Source organism: Pseudomonas sp. N40(2020) (assembly GCF_014472415.1).
Lineage (GTDB): Bacteria > Pseudomonadota > Gammaproteobacteria > Pseudomonadales > Pseudomonadaceae > Aquipseudomonas.
On the sequence record NZ_JACSZV010000009.1, the window covers coordinates 1 to 16,804 of the forward strand.

General features: G+C 59.5%; 14 protein-coding genes and 1 pseudogene. 7 read left to right on the forward strand and 8 right to left on the reverse strand.

Annotation, left to right across the window (positions count from 1 at the left end):
- Nucleotides 1-91: 91 nt before the first annotated feature.
- The 4 genes from IAI51_RS08660 to secA form a co-directional block, all read right to left on the reverse strand.
- Nucleotides 92-1,036 carry a Nudix family hydrolase gene (locus IAI51_RS08660; RefSeq protein WP_187678085.1) on the reverse strand — a complete coding sequence of 315 codons (945 nt, stop codon included), beginning with the start codon at nucleotides 1,034-1,036 and terminating at the stop codon, nucleotides 92-94.
- Nucleotides 1,033-1,665 (reverse strand): glutathione S-transferase family protein, encoded by a 633-nt coding sequence (locus IAI51_RS08665; protein ID WP_187678086.1) that lies wholly within the window; start codon nucleotides 1,663-1,665, stop codon nucleotides 1,033-1,035. Before IAI51_RS08665 ends, IAI51_RS08660 begins: the two co-directional genes overlap by 4 nt.
- Nucleotides 1,666-1,819: 154 nt before the next feature.
- Nucleotides 1,820-3,037, reverse strand: a complete 1,218-nt coding sequence (gene argJ / locus IAI51_RS08670) for a bifunctional glutamate N-acetyltransferase/amino-acid acetyltransferase ArgJ (RefSeq protein ID WP_187678087.1) — start codon at nucleotides 3,035-3,037, stop codon at nucleotides 1,820-1,822.
- 120 nt (nucleotides 3,038-3,157) lie between these two features.
- The gene (gene secA, locus IAI51_RS08675; protein WP_187678088.1) at nucleotides 3,158-5,893 is read right to left on the reverse strand and encodes a preprotein translocase subunit SecA; all 2,736 of its coding nucleotides are present in this window, start codon (nucleotides 5,891-5,893) and stop codon (nucleotides 3,158-3,160) included.
- Between the two features lie 307 nt (nucleotides 5,894-6,200).
- On the opposite strand from secA, the gene IAI51_RS08680 reads away from it, so the two are divergent.
- Nucleotides 6,201-6,656, forward strand: coding sequence for a DUF721 domain-containing protein (locus IAI51_RS08680; RefSeq protein ID WP_187678089.1), 456 nt, complete (start codon nucleotides 6,201-6,203; stop codon nucleotides 6,654-6,656).
- Nucleotides 6,657-6,748: 92 nt separating this feature from the next.
- Here IAI51_RS08680 and IAI51_RS08685 read toward each other — a convergent pair whose 3' ends face one another.
- On the reverse strand, nucleotides 6,749-8,227 hold the full coding sequence (locus tag IAI51_RS08685) for a helicase HerA-like domain-containing protein (protein WP_187678090.1): 1,479 nt from the start codon (nucleotides 8,225-8,227) through the stop codon (nucleotides 6,749-6,751).
- A gap of 188 nt (nucleotides 8,228-8,415) precedes the next feature.
- Here IAI51_RS08685 and IAI51_RS28205 point away from each other — a divergent pair.
- The 5 genes and pseudogenes from IAI51_RS28205 to IAI51_RS08705 form a co-directional block, all read left to right on the forward strand.
- Nucleotides 8,416-9,447: pseudogene (locus IAI51_RS28205) on the forward strand (cache domain-containing protein); the annotation flags it as partial.
- 93 nt (nucleotides 9,448-9,540) lie between these two features.
- Nucleotides 9,541-10,305 carry a methyl-accepting chemotaxis protein gene (locus IAI51_RS28210; RefSeq protein WP_370872677.1) on the forward strand — a complete coding sequence of 255 codons (765 nt, stop codon included), beginning with the start codon at nucleotides 9,541-9,543 and terminating at the stop codon, nucleotides 10,303-10,305.
- A 195-nt stretch (nucleotides 10,306-10,500) separates the two neighbouring features.
- Nucleotides 10,501-11,592: a glycosyltransferase family 4 protein gene (locus IAI51_RS08695; RefSeq protein ID WP_187678186.1), complete on the forward strand. Its 1,092-nt coding sequence runs from the start codon at nucleotides 10,501-10,503 to the stop codon at nucleotides 11,590-11,592.
- Nucleotides 11,585-12,361 (forward strand): DUF2334 domain-containing protein, encoded by a 777-nt coding sequence (locus tag IAI51_RS08700; RefSeq protein WP_187678092.1) that lies wholly within the window; start codon nucleotides 11,585-11,587, stop codon nucleotides 12,359-12,361. The genes IAI51_RS08695 and IAI51_RS08700 overlap by 8 nt, the downstream gene beginning before the upstream one ends.
- Nucleotides 12,358-13,356, forward strand: a complete 999-nt coding sequence (locus IAI51_RS08705; RefSeq protein WP_187678093.1) for a YbhN family protein — start codon at nucleotides 12,358-12,360, stop codon at nucleotides 13,354-13,356. The genes IAI51_RS08700 and IAI51_RS08705 overlap by 4 nt, the downstream gene beginning before the upstream one ends.
- Here IAI51_RS08705 and IAI51_RS08710 read toward each other — a convergent pair.
- Nucleotides 13,340-13,516, reverse strand: coding sequence for a hypothetical protein (locus IAI51_RS08710; protein WP_187678094.1), 177 nt, complete (start codon nucleotides 13,514-13,516; stop codon nucleotides 13,340-13,342). The two genes, IAI51_RS08705 and IAI51_RS08710, sit on opposite strands and share 17 nt — an antisense overlap.
- 86 nt (nucleotides 13,517-13,602) lie before the next feature.
- On the reverse strand, nucleotides 13,603-14,451 hold the full coding sequence (gene purU, locus IAI51_RS08715; RefSeq protein ID WP_187678095.1) for a formyltetrahydrofolate deformylase: 849 nt from the start codon (nucleotides 14,449-14,451) through the stop codon (nucleotides 13,603-13,605).
- A 339-nt stretch (nucleotides 14,452-14,790) separates the two neighbouring features.
- On the opposite strand from purU, the gene mvaT reads away from it, so the two are divergent.
- Complete coding sequence (mvaT, locus tag IAI51_RS08720; RefSeq protein ID WP_007933316.1) at nucleotides 14,791-15,168, forward strand: histone-like nucleoid-structuring protein MvaT; 378 nt, start codon at nucleotides 14,791-14,793, stop codon at nucleotides 15,166-15,168.
- 97 nt (nucleotides 15,169-15,265) lie between these two features.
- On the opposite strand, the gene sbcB is transcribed toward mvaT, so the two are convergent.
- Entirely contained in the window at nucleotides 15,266-16,696 is a 1,431-nt protein-coding gene (sbcB, locus tag IAI51_RS08725; protein ID WP_187678096.1) for an exodeoxyribonuclease I, read from the reverse strand.
- Nucleotides 16,697-16,804: the final 108 nt, after the last annotated feature.

Sequence of the window (16,804 nt, forward strand, 5' to 3'; positions counted from 1 at the left end):
CTCCTACAGTTGACCGCATGTCTACTGACAAAACGCGGTCAACTGTAGGAGTGAGCCTGCTCGCGATGGGGCCTTTAGCCTAAATAAAGAATCAGGCTTCTGGCCAGAACGCCCGAATCCCTGCCACACCCTGAGCCCCAAAGCTCCAGGCCTTCTCGCGCTCAGCCGGGCCAACCCCGCCCAACAAGAACACCGGTTTGCTGAAGCCCTCGATCAACGTCGAAGCCTGCTCCCAGCCCAACGGCTGCGCATCCGGATGAGTCAACGTCGGCTGCACCGGCGACAGGGTCACGAAATCCACGCCCATCTGTTCGGCCAGCGCCAGTTCTTCGGCGTTATGGCAAGACGCCGCCAACCAACGCTCCGCAGGCAACGGCCGCCCCGCCGCCGCATACTTGCGCAGTTGCGCGGAGGTGATGTGCCACCCGGCAGACGGGAAATCACCGAGCCATTCGAACGGCCCCTTGATCATCAACTGCGCCTTGCCGGCACACAGCCCCGCTGCATCCACCGCCAGATCACGGTACTTCGGGTCGTAGCCATTGGGCGCACGCAGCTGGATCAATTTGATCCCGCTGGCAATCGCCTTCTGGATGCCCCGTAACAACGCCGGGGTTTCAAGATCTTCCGGAGTAATCAGGTATTCGGCTGGCAAACGTGCCGCTGCGACGATTGGCTGGTTGGCCGCCGGAAACTCGTAGTTCACCAGCTCCTTCGCGGTCACCCAGGCCAAAGGCTGACCTTCGGCACCGTGGGGTTCGCCGGTGAAGTCCGAGACTTCCCAGACATCCAGCAACACCTGTTTGTCCGGGTAATCGTGACGCACCTTGATCAATGGCCGGGCAGCGCCAACGACAATGCCCAACTCTTCGTGCAGCTCACGGGCCAGCGCGGTTTCGACCGACTCGTCAGCCTCGACCTTGCCGCCGGGAAACTCCCACAAACCACCCTGATGCTGGGTGTCGGCACGGCGGGCGATGAGAATTTTGCCACTGTCGTCACGTATGACGGCAGCCGCGACGTGTACACGTTTCACGGGTTCATCTCCTCCAGTCCAGCCTTCTGCCATGCCTTGAAGGCCGGCCATTGGTAGACGGTTTCAACATAGGCCTCGTCGGCGGCCGGCAGCTTCACCTGATAGGTGCGCAAACGCACGGCAATCGGTGCGAAGAACGCATCGGCCAAGCTCAAACGACCAAACAGGTACGGCCCGCTCTCGGTGGCGACAGCACGGCATTCAGCCCACAAGGCGAGCATGCGTTCGATATCGACCTTCACTTCCGGCGGCACCGGGTTCAGCGGCGCGTTGTGGCTCAGGTTAAACGGCATGTGGTTGCGCATGGCGAAGAAGCCACTGTGCATTTGCGCACAGGCGGATCGGGCCTGGGCGCGGGCGAAGAGGTCGGTTGGCCAAAGCTGCTCGGACGGAAACTGCTCGGCGAGGTACTCAGCGATAGCCAAGGAATCAGCCACGGTGCCGCGTGCGGTTTTCAGCAGCGGCACTTTGGCAGTCGGCGAATGCTTGAGCAGACGCTCGCGGGTGTCGGGCTTGCCGAGTTTGATCAACTCTTCGGTGTAGGGAGCGCCGGTCAATTCGAGCGCCAGGGCGGCGCGCAGGGACCAGGAGGAAAGCAGTTTGTCGCCGATGATCAGGTGCAGAGACATGGTTTTGGCGCCTTTTCGTCAGTGGAAAAGCTTTGGGACTTGCGATGTCTGAACCGACGCCATCGCTAGCAGGCTAGCTCCCACAGTAGATGTTCAGTGAACACAAACCCTGTGGGAGCCAGACTGCTGGCGATTGCAGCGACTCGGTCTCGGATCAGGTCCGGTATTCGGCGTTGATCTTCACGTATTCATGCGACAGGTCAGTTGTCCAGATGGTTTCGCTGCAATCGCCGCGACCCAGCTCGATACGGATGGTGATCTCTTCCTGCTGCATCACCGCCGAGCCCTGCGCCTCAGTGTAGGTCTCAGCGCGGGCGCCACGGCTGGCGATACACACATCGCCGAGGAACACGTCGATCTTGCTCACGTCCAGATCCGGCACGCCGGCACGGCCGACAGCGGCCAGGATGCGTCCCCAGTTCGGGTCGGAGGCGAACAGCGCGGTCTTGATCAGCGGCGAGTGCGCCACGGTGTAGCCAACGTCCAGGCATTCCTGGTGATTGCCGCCACCGTTGACTTCAACGGTGACGAACTTGGTTGCGCCTTCGCCGTCTCGCACGATGGCCTGGGCCACGTCCATGCACACTTCGAACACCGCTTGCTTGAGTTTGGCGAACAGTTCGCCTTCCGCGCGGGTGATTTCCGGCAGTGCAGCCTTGCCGGTGGCGATCAGCATGCAGCAGTCGTTAGTCGAAGTGTCGCCGTCGATAGTGATGCGGTTGAACGACTTGTTGGCGCCGTCGAGCATCAGGTTTTGCAGGACATCGCGGGAGACTTTGGCGTCGGTGGCGATGTAGCCGAGCATGGTCGCCATGTTCGGACGAATCATGCCTGCGCCTTTGCTGATGCCGGTAACGGTGATGGTCACGCCGTCATGCTGAAACTGGCGGCTGGCACCTTTGGGCAGGGTGTCGGTGGTCATGATGCCGGTGGCGGCCGCTTCCCAGTTGTTTTCCGACAGATCGTCCAGTGCGGCTTGCAAGGCACCTTCAATTTTCTCGACCGGCAATGGCTCGCCGATGACACCCGTGGAGTACGGCAGGATCTGTTCAGCAGCAACGCCGGTCAGTTCGGCCAGTTTGGCGCAGGTGCGCTCGGCAGCGGCCAGGCCTGGTTCGCCGGTACCGGCGTTGGCGTTACCGGTGTTGGTCAGCAGGTAGCGCACAGCATTCTGCACGCGTTTTTTCGCCAGAATCACCGGTGCTGCACAAAAGGCGTTCAGAGTGAACACGCCCGCCACGGTCGAACCTTCGGCGCAGCGCATCACCACGACATCCTTGCGCCCTGGGCGCTTGATGCCGGCCGAGGCGATACCGAGTTCAAAACCGGCAACCGGGTGCAACGTTGGCAAAGGACCAAGACCAACAGCCATGAATGCGCTCCTTACTCAATGAAGTCAGCACCGCCATTTGAAAGCGGTGGTTTAAATGGCAAAACGCCGCGACGGCTTATGCCGGTCGCGGCGCGGGTACATCAGCGATTGAAACGGGTGTTACTGAATCTGCCCGTGGCAATGCTTGAATTTCTTGCCCGAACCGCAGTAGCACAGTTCGTTGCGGCCTAGCTTCTGGTCATTGCGAACCGGGGCGGTGGCGAGGGCCACATCGACCTCTTCACCCAGGATTTCCGGCTGCTCAAGACCAGGGGCTTCGGCGTGTTCGAACTGCATGCGGGCGGCCAGTGCTTCGGCTTCCTGACGCAGACGTTGCTCTTCGGCTTCCGGATCTTCGCGGCGAACCTGAACGTGCGACAGCACACGGATCGAGTCGCGCTTGATCGAATCCAGCAGCTCGGAGAACAGCGTGAACGACTCGCGCTTGTATTCCTGCTTCGGGTTCTTCTGAGCGTAGCCACGCAGGTGGATGCCGTGACGCAGGTGATCCATGGTCGACAGGTGGTCTTTCCACAGGTCGTCCAGCACGCGCAGAACGATTTGCTTCTCGAAGGAGCGCAGTGCTTCGGCACCGGCCTGATCTTCTTTCTCGTTGTACGCGGCCATCAGCTCGGTCATGAGCTTCTCGCGCAGGGTTTCTTCGTACAGGTGATCGTCTTCGTCGAGCCATTGCTGGATCGGCAACGCCACACCGAAGTCGCTCTGCAGCGAGGCTTCCAGACCGGCGACGTCCCACTGCTCTGGCAGCGATTGCGGCGGAATGTGGGCGCTGACGGTCGCGTTGAGTACGTCCTGACGGAAGTCGGCGATGGTTTCACCGATGTTGTCGGCGGCCAGCAACGTGTTACGCATGTGATAAATCACTTTACGCTGTTCGTTGTTAACGTCGTCGAACTCAAGCAGTTGCTTACGAATGTCGAAGTTGCGGCCTTCAACCTTGCGCTGCGCCTTCTCGATCGCGTTGGTCACCATGCGGTGCTCGATCGCTTCGCCCGGCTGCATGCCCAGGGCTTTCATGAAGTTCTTCACCCGGTCAGAGGCGAAGATACGCATCAGGCTGTCTTCCAGCGAGAGGTAGAAGCGGCTGGAACCGGCGTCACCCTGACGGCCGGCACGGCCACGCAGCTGGTTGTCGATACGACGGGATTCGTGACGCTCGGATGCAATCACCTGCAAACCGCCGGACTCCAGCACTTGCTGGTGACGCTTCTGCCAGTCGGCCTTGATTTGGGCGATCTGCTCAGGGGTCGGGTCTTCCAGCGATGCGACTTCAACTTCCCAATTACCGCCCAACAGGATGTCGGTACCACGACCGGCCATGTTGGTGGCGATGGTCAGTGCGCCCGGACGACCGGCTTGCGCGATGATCTCGGCTTCTTTTTCGTGGAACTTGGCGTTCAGAACCTTGTGTTCGATGCCTTCCTTCACGAGCAGTGCGGACATGTGCTCGGAGGTTTCGATGGTCGCAGTACCCACCAGCACCGGACGGCCAGCGGCCATGCTTTCCTTGATGTCCGTCACGATCGCCGCGTACTTCTCTTCGGCTGTCAGGAACACCAGGTCGTTGAAGTCTTTACGCGCCAACGGCTTGTTCGGCGGAATGACCATCACTTCCAGACCATAGATCTGGTGGAATTCGAACGCTTCGGTATCGGCCGTACCGGTCATGCCGGACAGCTTGGTGTACAGACGGAAGTAGTTCTGGAACGTAGTCGATGCCAGGGTCTGGCTCTCGGCCTGAATGTTCAGGTTTTCCTTGGCCTCGATGGCCTGGTGCAGACCTTCGGACAATCGACGGCCCGGCATGGTACGGCCGGTGTGTTCGTCGACCAGTACGACCTGACCGTCCTGCACGATGTATTCAATGTTGCGATTGAACAGCTTGTGCGCACGCAGACCGGCATAAACGTGGGTCAGCAGGCCCAGGTTATGCGCCGAGTACAGGCTCTCGCCCTCAGCCAGCAGGCCGACACGGGTGAGCATGTCTTCGATGAACTGGTGACCGGCTTCGTTGAGTTCGACCTGACGGGTCTTCTCGTCGACAGTGTAGTGGCCAGCCTTGGTGACTTCGCCTTCGACTTCTTCGACGTGCAGTTCCAGCTGCGGGATCAGTTTGTTGATCTCCATGTACAGCTTGGAGCTGTCCTCGGCCTGACCGGAAATGATCAGCGGGGTACGCGCTTCGTCGATGAGGATGGAGTCGACTTCGTCGATCACGGCAAAATTGAGTTCGCGCTGGAATTTTTCTTCCATGCTGAACGCCATGTTGTCGCGCAGGTAGTCGAAACCGAATTCGTTGTTGGTGCCGTAGGTGATGTCGGCGGCGTAAGCGAGACGCTTCTCTTCCGGCGGCTGGAACGGCGTCACGACGCCGACGGTCAGGCCGAGGAATTCATACAGCGGGCGCATCCAGTTGGCGTCACGGCGGGCCAGGTAGTCGTTCACCGTCACAACGTGCACGCCCTTGCCGGACAGTGCGTTGAGGTAAACACCCAGGGTAGCCACGAGGGTTTTACCCTCACCGGTACGCATTTCGGCGATTTTGCCTTCATGCAAGGTCATGCCGCCGACGAGTTGCACGTCGAAGTGGCGCATACCCATGATGCGCTTGCCGGCTTCGCGGGCGACCGCAAAGGCTTCTGGCAACAGCTTGTCGAGGGTTTCCCCTTTGGCGATGCGGGCCTTGAACTCATCGGTCTTGGCGCGCAATTGATCGTCCGAAAGGGCCACCATTTGCTCTTCGAAGGCATTGACGAGCTGCACCGTCTTGAGCATGCGTTTGACTTCACGCTCGTTCTTGCTTCCAAAAAGTTTCTTTAACAAAGGCGCAAACATATCGGCAGGATCTTCCACACTAAAGGGATGGAGGGCGGCCCCGTGAGTCGCCCGTGCAGCCCTCATGGCCGCATGCGAACGAGCATTCTACCCGGAAACGGTGGTGAGGAAAGTGGCGATGTTCCACGATGCTGGCACTGCGCTTTGACGGGGCTCACTTAAAATAGGGGCGTTTTGCTCAACTTCAAGTCGTACGCAAAAGAAGTTAGTCGTTGATTTAATGGGCAAAGCAGGGGCAAAAGCAATGGGCGAGTGAATTCGGTGCTTTCTGCTACCATGGCGCCTCTGTACTTTCAGGTGTTCGATCATGGCGTTTCGCCCTCTTACGGCCAAAGCACCCGCCGTTTTGCTACGCGAAGCCAAGCCGCTCAAAGCCATCCTCGGCCATGCCCAGCGACTGGGCCATCTGCAACGCCTGCTCGAAAGCCAACTACAACCCGCCGCCCGCGAACATTGCCATGTGGCGTCGTGGCGTGAGGGCAGTCTCCTGTTAATTGTCACCGATGGTCATTGGGCCACTCGCCTGCGCTATCAGCAAAAGCGCTTGCAACGGCAATTGCAGATGTTCGACGAGTTCGCCAGCCTGACGCGGATTCTGTTCAAGGTTCAACCACCGACGGTTCAGCGTGGAGCAACCGGGCATACGATGGATCTTTCAACGGATGCAGCGGCGACCATTCAGGCAACGGCGGACGGGATCAGTGATCCGAATCTGCGGGCGGCGCTGGAGCGCCTTGCGGCGCACGCCAAAGCCAAGCCCTGAAAAGATCGCAGCCTGCGGCAGCTTCTACAGCTGGAATGCATCCCCTGTAGGAGGTGCCGCAGGCTCGGGCCGCGATCGGACGATCTTTGCTTTTAGCGGCGTTTGCTGCCTCCGAGCAGCGAACCCATCAGGCCACGCACCAGTTGCTTGCCCAGATTGTTGGCCGCTTGGCGCATCGCCGACTTCAGCGCCTGCCCTGCTGCGGTACCCAGGAACTCGCCAGCCCTGTCCGCCAGACTCGGTTCTTGAGCAGTTGCCGGCGCTTCAGCCTCCGGGGCCAACCCTTTACGCCCCATCAGGATTTCATAAGCCGACTCCCGGTCGATCGGTTTGTCATAGCGCCCCTTGAACGGCGATCCGGCAATCAGCATTGTTCGCTCGGTTTCGGTCAACGGCCCGATCCGCGATTGCGGCGGAGCGACCAACACGCGCTGAACCATTTCCGGCGTGCCTTTCTCGGCAAGCGTACCGACCAACGCCTCACCGATCCCAAGCTCGGTCAGCACCGACAGACTGTCGAAGGCCGGATTCGGCCGGAACCCGTCAGCCACCGCGCGCAGGGATTTCTGCTCTTTTGCAGTGAATGCACGCAGGCCGTGCTGGATGCGCAGCCCCAGTTGCGCCAGCACGTCATCCGGCAAATCCGTCGGCGATTGGGTGACGAAATACACACCCACGCCTTTGGAACGGATCAACCGCACCACCTGCTCCAGCCGCTCCTGCAACGCCTTTGGCGTGTCGCCAAACAACAAGTGCGCCTCATCGAAAAACAGCGCCAGCAGCGGTTTATCGGCATCGCCGCGCTCCGGCAACTGCTCGAACAGTTCGGCCAGCAGCCATAACAGAAACGTCGCATAAACCTTCGGCGCCTCGTGTACCAGACGGCTGGCATCGAGCAGATGAATGCGCCCACGGCCATCGGCAGCGGGTTGCAGGATGTCTTCCAGTTGCAGCGCCGGCTCGCCAAACAAGGCTTCGGCACCCTGCTGCTCCAGCGTTGCCAAGCGGCGTAACAGTGCCTGACTGGAACCGGTGGTCATCAGCGCGGCGTCTTCGCCCAACAGCTGTGGATTGTCCTTGAGGTGATTGAGCAGCGCCTTCAGATCCTTCAGATCCAGCAACAACAGGCCTTCGCGATCGGCGACCTTGAACGCCGCATAGAGCGCCGACTGCTGACTGTCGGTCAGCTCGAGCAGGCTGCCAATCAGCAGCGGCCCCATTTCACTCAACGTGGTGCGCAGTGGATGACCGGACTGACCGTGAATGTCCCACAAGGTCACGGGATAAGCCTGCGGTTTGTAATTGAGCCATGGCATGCCGGCGATGCGCTCGGCGACCTTACCCTGCGGGTTGCCGGCAGCACCGAGGCCGCACAGATCTCCCTTGATATCAGCGGCAAACACCGCGACGCCCGCGTCGCTGAAAGCTTCGGCCAGACGTTGCAAAGTCACGGTTTTACCGGTGCCGGTCGCGCCGGCAACCAGTCCATGTCGGTTGGCCAGGCGCATGGCCTGGGCTATCGGTTGCCCCGCGAGATCGGCGCCGATTACGAGTTGCGATGAGTCAGGCATTTTGTCACCCAATGGTTAATCTTTAATTCGCGATGGCCGATAAATAAAGGCGTGAACCTGACTGAAAAGTCGGGTCGGACATTTCCCTAAGGAGAGACGGAAATATCAGCTTTTTTCACCCTTGCCCATATTGAGCGTCTTTATAAAAGCACGCCCAGGACATTAAGACCTTAGCGGAACCCCAAGCCATGAACAAAAACCTGCGCTTCAGCCATAAAATTTTGCTTGCCGCCGCCCTCATCGTCATCGCCGCTTTCGCCTCGTTCACGCTGTACAACGACTGGCTACAGCGCAACGCAATCCGCGATGACCTGAACAACTATCTCAACGAGATGGGCGAGGTCACCGCCGACAATATCCAGACCTGGCTCAATGGCCGCATTCTGCTGGTCGAGAACGCTGCCCAGAATATCGCCATCAACCCGGAAGCGACCAATGTCGCCAGCCTGCTGGAACAGAAGTCCCTGACCTCGACATTCATGGCGACCTATCTGGGCGATGCCACCGGCCACTTCACCATCCGCCCGGACGTGAAGATGCCGGACGGTTTCGATCCACGCGTTCGTCCTTGGTACAAAGGTGCCGAGAGCAGCAGCACGCCAACCCTGACCGAACCGTACATCGACGCCGCGACCGGCCAGTTGATCATCTCCATCGCCACAGCCTCGAAAAAGGCCGGTCAGAGCGTTGGCGTGGTCGGCGGTGACTTGAGCCTGCAATCACTGGTCGACACCCTGGCCGCCCGGGATTTCGACGGCATGGGTTATGTGTTCCTGGTCAGCGCCGACGGCAAGATCCTCGTGCACCCGGACAAAGCCCTGGTGATGAAATCACTGAAGGAGGCCTATCCGCAGGCCACCCCGCGCATCAGCAGCGACTTCAGTGAAGTCACTGTCGATGGCAAGACCCGCATCGTCACTTTCGCCCCGATCAAGGGCCTGCCGTCGGTGAACTGGTACATCGGCCTGTCGGTGGACAAAGACCAGGCGTTCGCCATGCTCAGCGAGTTCCGCACCTCGGCAGTAATCGCAACGGTGATTGCCGTGGCGATCATCATTGCCCTGCTCGGCATGCTGATCCGCATCCTGATCCAGCCGCTGCACGTCATGACCCGCGCCATGGAGGACATCGCCGATGGCGAAGGCGACCTGACCAAGCGCCTGACCATCGTCAATAACGATGAATTCGGTGTTCTCGGTACCGCGTTCAACCGTTTCGTCGAGCGCATTCATGGCTCGATCCGCGAAGTGTCGTCGGCCACCGGGCAGGTTAACGAAGTCGCCCTGCGTGTGGTCGCGGCGTCGAACTCGTCGATGTACAACTCCGATCAGCAGGCGTCGCGCACCAGCAGTGTCGCCGCCGCGATCAACCAACTTGGCGCCGCCGCCCAGGAAATCGCCCGCAACGCCGCGCAAGCCTCGAACCAGGCCAGCGACGCCCGCGGCCTCGCCGAAGACGGCCAGCAAGTGGTGGATCGCAGCATCAAGGCGATGAATCAACTGTCGAGCATGCTCAGCGCGTCGAGCAGCAATATCGAGTCGCTGAACAGCAAAACCGTGAACATCGGGCAGATTCTCGAAGTGATCACCAGTATTTCCCAGCAAACCAACCTGCTGGCGCTCAACGCGGCGATTGAAGCCGCGCGTGCCGGTGAGGCCGGGCGCGGATTTGCCGTGGTGGCGGACGAAGTGCGTAACCTCGCCCACCGCACCCAGGAATCGGCGCAGCAGGTACAAACCATGATCGAGGAGCTGCAAGTCGGCGCCCGGGAATCGGTGAGCACCATGAGCGACAGCCAGCGTCACAGCCAGGACAGCGTGGAAATCGCCAACCTGGCGGGCGAGCGCTTGAACAGCGTGACCCAACGCATTGGCGAGATCGATGGGATGAACCAGTCGGTGGCTACGGCGACCGAGGAACAAACCGCCGTGGTCGAGTCGATCAACGTCGATATCACCGAGATCAATACGCTGAACCAGGAAGGGGTGGAGAACCTGCACGCGACATTGCGTGCCTGTTCGGATCTGGAACAGCAAGCTTCGCGGTTGAAGCAGTTGGTGGGCAGCTTCCGCATCTGAAAATCTAAAGATCGCAGCCTTGGCAGCTCTTGCAGTTGGAATGTGTTTTCCCTGCAGGAGCTGCCGCAGGCTGCGATCTTTTCGCATCGGCCCTACCCCGCGCAATCCCGACCGAACATCTATTCTGGATAAAGGTCAACCAAAGGAGAGCAACGCTGCGGAGGGACGATCACCGTGCATATCGCCGACATCACCATGTTCTACGCCCCGGCCAGCGGTGGCGTACGTACTTATCTGGATGCAAAACACCGTCGGTTGAGCGTCAAACCCGGGATTCGTCACAGTTTGCTGATCCCCGGCGCGCATGTCGGTGAACACGATGGCGTGTACACGGTTCGCGCCCCCGCCCTGCCCTTCGGCAAGGGCTACCGCTTTCCGGTACGCCTGGCTCCTTGGAGAAATGTCCTGCAGGATTTGCAGCCCGATCTGATCGAGGTCGGCGATCCGTACCTCACCGCGTGGGCAGCTCTGGATGCCCGGCGGCAGCTGGACGTGCCGGTGATCGGTTTTTATCACTCAGACCTGCCGCTGTTGGTCAGCAACCGCATGGGGCATTGGGTCACGCCCAACGTCGAGGCCTATGTCACCAAGTTGTATGGCAACTTCGACCGGGTTCTCGCGCCCAGTCAGGTGATGGCTGACAAGCTCACAGGCCTGGGCGTGCGCAACGTCTTCGTACAGCCGTTGGGCGTTGATCTGCAAACCTTTCACCCCTGCGCCCGCGACCCGGACTTGCGGGCCGAACTGGGCATTGCCGAAGACGTCCGCCTGCTGATCTTCGCCGGGCGCGGTTCGAAAGAGAAAAACCTGCCGGTCTTGCTCAAGTGCATGCAGCGCCTTGGCTCGCGCTATCACTTGTTGCTGGTCGGCTCGGCGATGCCGGCCGCAGTGCCGGACAACGTCAGCGTCATTGATGAGTTCTGCCCGGCACCGACCGTGGCACGCCTGATGGCCAGTGCCGATGCGTTGTTGCATGCCGGCGATCAGGAAACCTTCGGTCTGGTGATCCTCGAAGCGATGGCCAGCGGTATTCCAGTGGTCGCTGTGGCGGCCGGTGCGTTCGAAGAAATCGTCACTGAGTCCTGCGGTCTGCTGTGTGCGCCGAACAATCCCCAGGCCATGGCCAATGCCGTGCGGGAATTGTTCAGTCGCGGCAGCGTGAAACTCGGCCAGCAAGCACGCCAGCATGTCGAACGGCATTACGCCTGGGACACGGTGGTCGACAGTCTGCTCAGTCACTATCACGCCGTCCTCGGCCATGGGATTCCACGGGTGGCTAATGGCTGACTCGCTCAATCGGCCCGCCGTGTTGCTGGTGCTGCACGACGTGGCCCCATCGACCTGGACGGATTACCGACCCTTTGTTGAAGCCGTCGATGCTTTGGGTGACGTGCCAATGACCTGGCTGGTGGTGCCGAATTTTCATCGCCACAACAACCTCGATGCTCACACGGACTTTCGCCGGCTGCTGAGCGCACGCGTCGCCCGCGGCGATGAGTTGGCTTTGCACGGTTACTTTCACGACGACCAGGAGCCAGGCCCGACCACGCCGCGCGATTGGTTCATGCGGCGCATTTATACCCATGAAGGCGAGTTTTATCACTTGTCTCGCGAAGCCGCTCTCGCCAGACTGCGCGCCGGCATTGACCTGTTCCGGCGTTACGACTGGCCGCTGCAGGGTTTCGTCGCCCCCGCCTGGCTGATGAGCGACGGCGCACGGCAGGCCCTGCGCGAACTGCCGCTAAGCTACACCAGCGACCCGCAGCATCTTTATCGTTTACCGGATTTCACCTCCATCGATGCGCCGGGGCTGGTCTGGAGCGCCCGCAGTGCATGGCGTCGCGGCCTGTCGAAGATCATCAGCGACCAGCGTGAACAGCACTGGCGCCAGGCGCCGGTGATTCGGCTAGGCTTGCACCCGGTGGACATGCGCCACGAATTCTCCCGCCATTACTGGCTGAACACTCTCGAACGATTGCTGAATGAAGGACGAGTACCGATGACCAAAGTGAACTGGCTCGCCCAACAGCGCGGTCAACAGGAACACGCCGCATGAGTCGCGGCATTGTGTTGTTGATCGGCCTGCTCGCGGCGGTGTCGATCCCGCTGCTGCTCGGCGGCAGCGAAATCTGGGCGCGCCTGCAGAGCTTTCCGTTGCAATGGCTGCTGATCATGTTCGGCATGATCCTGCTGTGCTGGGGCATCAACACCTTGCGCCTGCGTTTGTTGCTCGGCGATCAACGGGATCGCGTCACGCCGATGAAAAGCCTCGGCGTGGTCATGGCCGCCGAATTCGCCTACTGCGCGACACCCGGCGGTAGCGGCGGGCCGCTGACGATCATGGCCCTGCTGGCCCGCAGCGGCGTGCGCCCGGCCCGGGGCAGCGCGGTATTTGCCATGGATCAGTTGAGCGATTTGCTGTTTTTTCTCTGCGCCCTGAGCGGGATTCTGATTTACGCACTGTTCCAACACCTCAGCGATCGCATGGAATGGCTGCTGATTGTCAGCGCAGTGTCGTTGTTCGGCGGTTTGTGCAGTTGCGTACTGCTGGCGCGCTACCACCGCCAACTGATTCGACTGAGCGGACGGCTGCTGGCTCGAATGAACGTGCGCGCCAGCACCCGTCGCCGCTGGGCACGCAAGCTGCTGCATTTTCTTGCCGCGTTCATCGATACGCTGAAGTTGCCTTGGCAGACCTTGAGCAAAGTCTTCGCCCTGACCTGCGTGCACTGGCTACTGCGCTATAGCGTGCTGTATCTGGCGCTGCGTGGGCTGGGGGCGGATTTGCAGTGGGCGTGGAGTTTTCTGGTGCAGATGCTCTCGCTGGGCGCCGGCCAGTTCAGCCTGCTGCCGGGCGGCGCAGGCGCCGCAGAATTGACCTCGGCGGCGCTATTGGCACCGATGGTCGGCAAATCCACTGCCGCGGCGGCGATTCTGATCTGGCGGGTGGTGACGTTCTATTTCTATCTTGTGGTCGGTGGACCTGTGTTTCTGTTGATGCTCGGCCGGCCGCTGATCAGGAAGCTGATGAAAGTCAGGCAGGCTTCGTAGGCTCGCTCTGTTCATCCTTGAGTTGCTCCCACAACTCGGCAGCGCCGGGAAACTCCGTCCCGTCGTCTGGACTCAGGTCATCCGGGTCATACCGACTCAAACAGCCCTCGCCCAATGTCGCGGGTGCTTTGGAAGTGGCTTTGTCCAGTGGATCGCTCATCTGCATGTCCTCTGATTCTGAAACGGCGAAGGGCTTGGGCGATTCAACGCCCAAGCCCTTCGTTTTTCAAGCATGAAGTGGTTCGATCAGAACACTACAGTCTTGTTGCCATGTACCAGCACACGATCTTCGAGGTGATAACGAAGACCACGCGCCAACACCATCTTCTCGACGTCACGACCGAAACGCACCATGTCTTCGATGCTGTCGCTGTGGCTGACGCGGACAACGTCCTGCTCGATGATCGGACCGGCGTCCAGCTCTTCGGTCACGTAGTGGCAGGTCGCACCGATCAGTTTCACGCCACGCAGGGAGGCCTGGTGGTAAGGCTTGGCACCGACGAACGACGGCAGGAAGCTGTGGTGAATGTTGATGACCTGGTGCGCGTATTCGCGGCACAGCGCCGGCGGCAGGATTTGCATGTAGCGCGCCAGCACCACCACTTCGGCATCGTGTTGTTTGACCAGACGCGACACTTCGGCGAATGCCGGCTCCTTGTCCTGCGGATTGACCGGGACGTGGTAATAAGGAATGCCGTGCCACTCGACCATGCTGCGCAGATCGTCGTGGTTGGAAATCACGCAGGAGATTTCGCAGTCCAGTTCATCGCTGTGCCAGCGGTGCAGCAGATCGGCCAGGCAATGGGATTCGCGGCTGGCCATCAGCACCACGCGTTTTTTCTGCTCGGTGTCGGTGATGCGCCAGTCCATCGAGAACTCTTCGGCGATCGGTGCAAACTTCTCGCGCAAGACTTCAATACCGAACGGCAGCGAATCGGCACGAATTTCGTGACGCATGAAGAACCAACCGATCTGATTATCCGAGTGGTGGCTCGCTTCGGTGATCCAGCCATTATGGGATGCCAGAAAATTACTGACTTTGGCAACAATGCCAACGCGGTCCGGGCAAGAAATCACCAGCCGAAAAGTGCGCATGAGGGGGAAACTCCAGAACTTCGCAAAGGCCGCCATTCTAGCGACTGCGCAGCAAAACTGCAGTATTGATGAGCTCGGGGGCGTTCGCCCCACCCCGGCGTACGGCTTTTTGACGGGGACACCCGTCAACGGGACGGCGGTTCGGAGGTATTGCTTGATCAGATAACTGTGAGTATCTGTGATGACTGCATCACACTATTTAACCGAACATTCAATTTGCCGCTAATTCTTGTAACTAATTTAAATAAAAACCCCGGTTAAATGTTTACTTGATGAAACAGCCTGACTATTATTGCGGCACTGTCCCCTGCCACTCAGCACTCTACTAAGGTAGTAATCATGTCCTTGATCAACGAATATCGCGCCACCGAAGAAGCTATCAAAGAGCTGCAAGCCCGTTTGAAGAACCTGTCGCAAGACGACAAACTGCAAACCGAGCTGGAATTCGAAGGCAAACTGCGCACCCTGATGGGCGAATACTCCAAGTCCCTGCGTGACATCATCGCCCTGCTGGATCCAGAATCGAAAACCAAGGCTCCACGCGGCGGCGCTGTAAAAACTACCGGCACCAAGCGTGCTCGCAAAGTTAAACAATACAAAAACCCGCACAACGGCGAAGTCATCGAAACCAAAGGTGGCAACCACAAAACTCTGAAAGAGTGGAAAGCCAAGTGGGGCGGTGACGTGGTTGAAGGCTGGGCTACCCTGCTGGGCTAAGCCGCAACGCCTGCCGCGGACTGATCTGCGGTGAAAAAAAACGCCAGCGAATGCTGGCGTTTTTTTATGTCCGGAATTAACCCGGTCATGTTCGATTTCAAAGATTCAAACGTTTGCGCAATACCTGGACATAATTCTGCCATTCATTGAGCACCGCACTCTGCACCGGCGTCGCACTAAGCGCCCATTTCTCTGCTGCCTCTGTAAAAGATGTCAGGGTATTTGGAGCCCCCCATTCAGGTGCGGACAAACGCTGCTGACAAAATATTCTCCAACGTTCCTGCTCTTCAAAACTCAAGGTGTCGGGAAAGTTACGCGCTCGATATCGAAAGAGTAATTCAGGCAAACGTTCATCATCGAAAGGCCATTGCTCTTGCGCTAATTGTGCAGGATCGGCCGTTCTCACTTGCTCACATAGACGTCGGTCGCGGTCACCGATAAATCCGTCGTACAACTGTTGTTCCGGATCCTCGCTCGGGGTGAAGTCTTCGCTGGCATAAATCGCCGCAACTTTATCTTTCCAAACTTCTTGTGCGTCAGTTAGTCGCAGCGCTCGTTCCTGATAAAGCGCCATGTCCAGCCCCAGTCTCTGCTGATCTTGCGCGCGCAATACCGACAGTGGCGCCACCACCGGGCAACGATTGATATGAATCAGTTTGAGCGGCACCGGCAACTCACCTTCCAGCAAATCGTCACGGCGGGTGTACAGGCGCTGGCGCAGGGTCTGCGCATCGAGATCGAGCAAGCCCTGGGGATCCAGATGCAGATCGCAGACGATCAAGGCGTTGCGGTTCTTCGGATGCCAGGCCAACGGCAGCACCACGCCGACATAACTGCGCGCCGCCGAGAAGCGCCCGGAAATGTGCACCAGCGGCTGCAACAGACGAATCTGATCCATGACCTTTTGCTTGCTGCGCAACTGGAACAACCAGTCATACAGTTTTGGCTGCTTCTCGCGGATCAGCCGCGCCAGCGCGATGGTCGCGCGCACGTCCGACAAGGCCTCGTGGGCGTGACCATGATCAATATTGTTCACGGCCGTCAGGCGCTCGAGCTTGAGCGTTACCCGACCCTCGTCATCGGTCGGCCAGACCAGCCCGTCCGGACGCAGTGCATACGCGGCGCGGACCACATCGATCAGATCCCAGCGACTGTTGCCACCCTGCCATTCACGCGCGTATGGGTCGAAGAAATTGCGGTACAAACTGTAGCGCGTCATCTCGTCGTCGAACCGCAACGTGTTGTAACCGGCGCCGCACGTACCGGGAGCCGCCAGTTGTGCATGCACCCGGGTCATGAAATCGGCCTCGCTCAAGCCCTTGTCGGCGAGCTGGCTCGGAGTAATGCCAGTGATTACGCACGCCGCCGGATGCGGCAGGATGTCTTCGCTGGGTTGGCAGTAGAGATTGACCGGTTCATCGATTTCGTTGAGGTCATGATCGGTGCGAATCCCGGCAACCTGCAGCGGGCGGTCGTTGCGGGGATTGATGCCAGTGGTTTCGTAGTCGTACCAAAAGATGGAAGTCACGGGCGGTTCCTGAACTGAAGATCGGCGAAGTCTAGGCGTTCAACCGCGGTCGCGGCCAGCCTCGCGTCATTCAAACACCTGGCGTCACACGATGTGCAATACATAGTT

Coding starts and splice junctions, on each gene's coding strand:
- IAI51_RS08685 (WP_187678090.1), bottom strand. CDS start 8,227: ATGCCTGACTCATCGCAACTCGTAATCGGCGCCGATCTCGCGGGGCAA.
- IAI51_RS28210 (WP_370872677.1), top strand. CDS start 9,541: ATGTACAACTCCGATCAGCAGGCGTCGCGCACCAGCAGTGTCGCCGCC.
- secA (WP_187678088.1), bottom strand. CDS start 5,893: ATGTTTGCGCCTTTGTTAAAGAAACTTTTTGGAAGCAAGAACGAGCGT.
- IAI51_RS08665 (WP_187678086.1), bottom strand. CDS start 1,665: ATGTCTCTGCACCTGATCATCGGCGACAAACTGCTTTCCTCCTGGTCC.
- IAI51_RS08710 (WP_187678094.1), bottom strand. CDS start 13,516: ATGAGCGATCCACTGGACAAAGCCACTTCCAAAGCACCCGCGACATTG.
- IAI51_RS08705 (WP_187678093.1), top strand. CDS start 12,358: ATGAGTCGCGGCATTGTGTTGTTGATCGGCCTGCTCGCGGCGGTGTCG.
- IAI51_RS08680 (WP_187678089.1), top strand. CDS start 6,201: ATGGCGTTTCGCCCTCTTACGGCCAAAGCACCCGCCGTTTTGCTACGC.
- IAI51_RS08695 (WP_187678186.1), top strand. CDS start 10,501: ATGTTCTACGCCCCGGCCAGCGGTGGCGTACGTACTTATCTGGATGCA.
- argJ (WP_187678087.1), bottom strand. CDS start 3,037: ATGGCTGTTGGTCTTGGTCCTTTGCCAACGTTGCACCCGGTTGCCGGT.
- purU (WP_187678095.1), bottom strand. CDS start 14,451: ATGCGCACTTTTCGGCTGGTGATTTCTTGCCCGGACCGCGTTGGCATT.
- mvaT (WP_007933316.1), top strand. CDS start 14,791: ATGTCCTTGATCAACGAATATCGCGCCACCGAAGAAGCTATCAAAGAG.
- IAI51_RS08700 (WP_187678092.1), top strand. CDS start 11,585: ATGGCTGACTCGCTCAATCGGCCCGCCGTGTTGCTGGTGCTGCACGAC.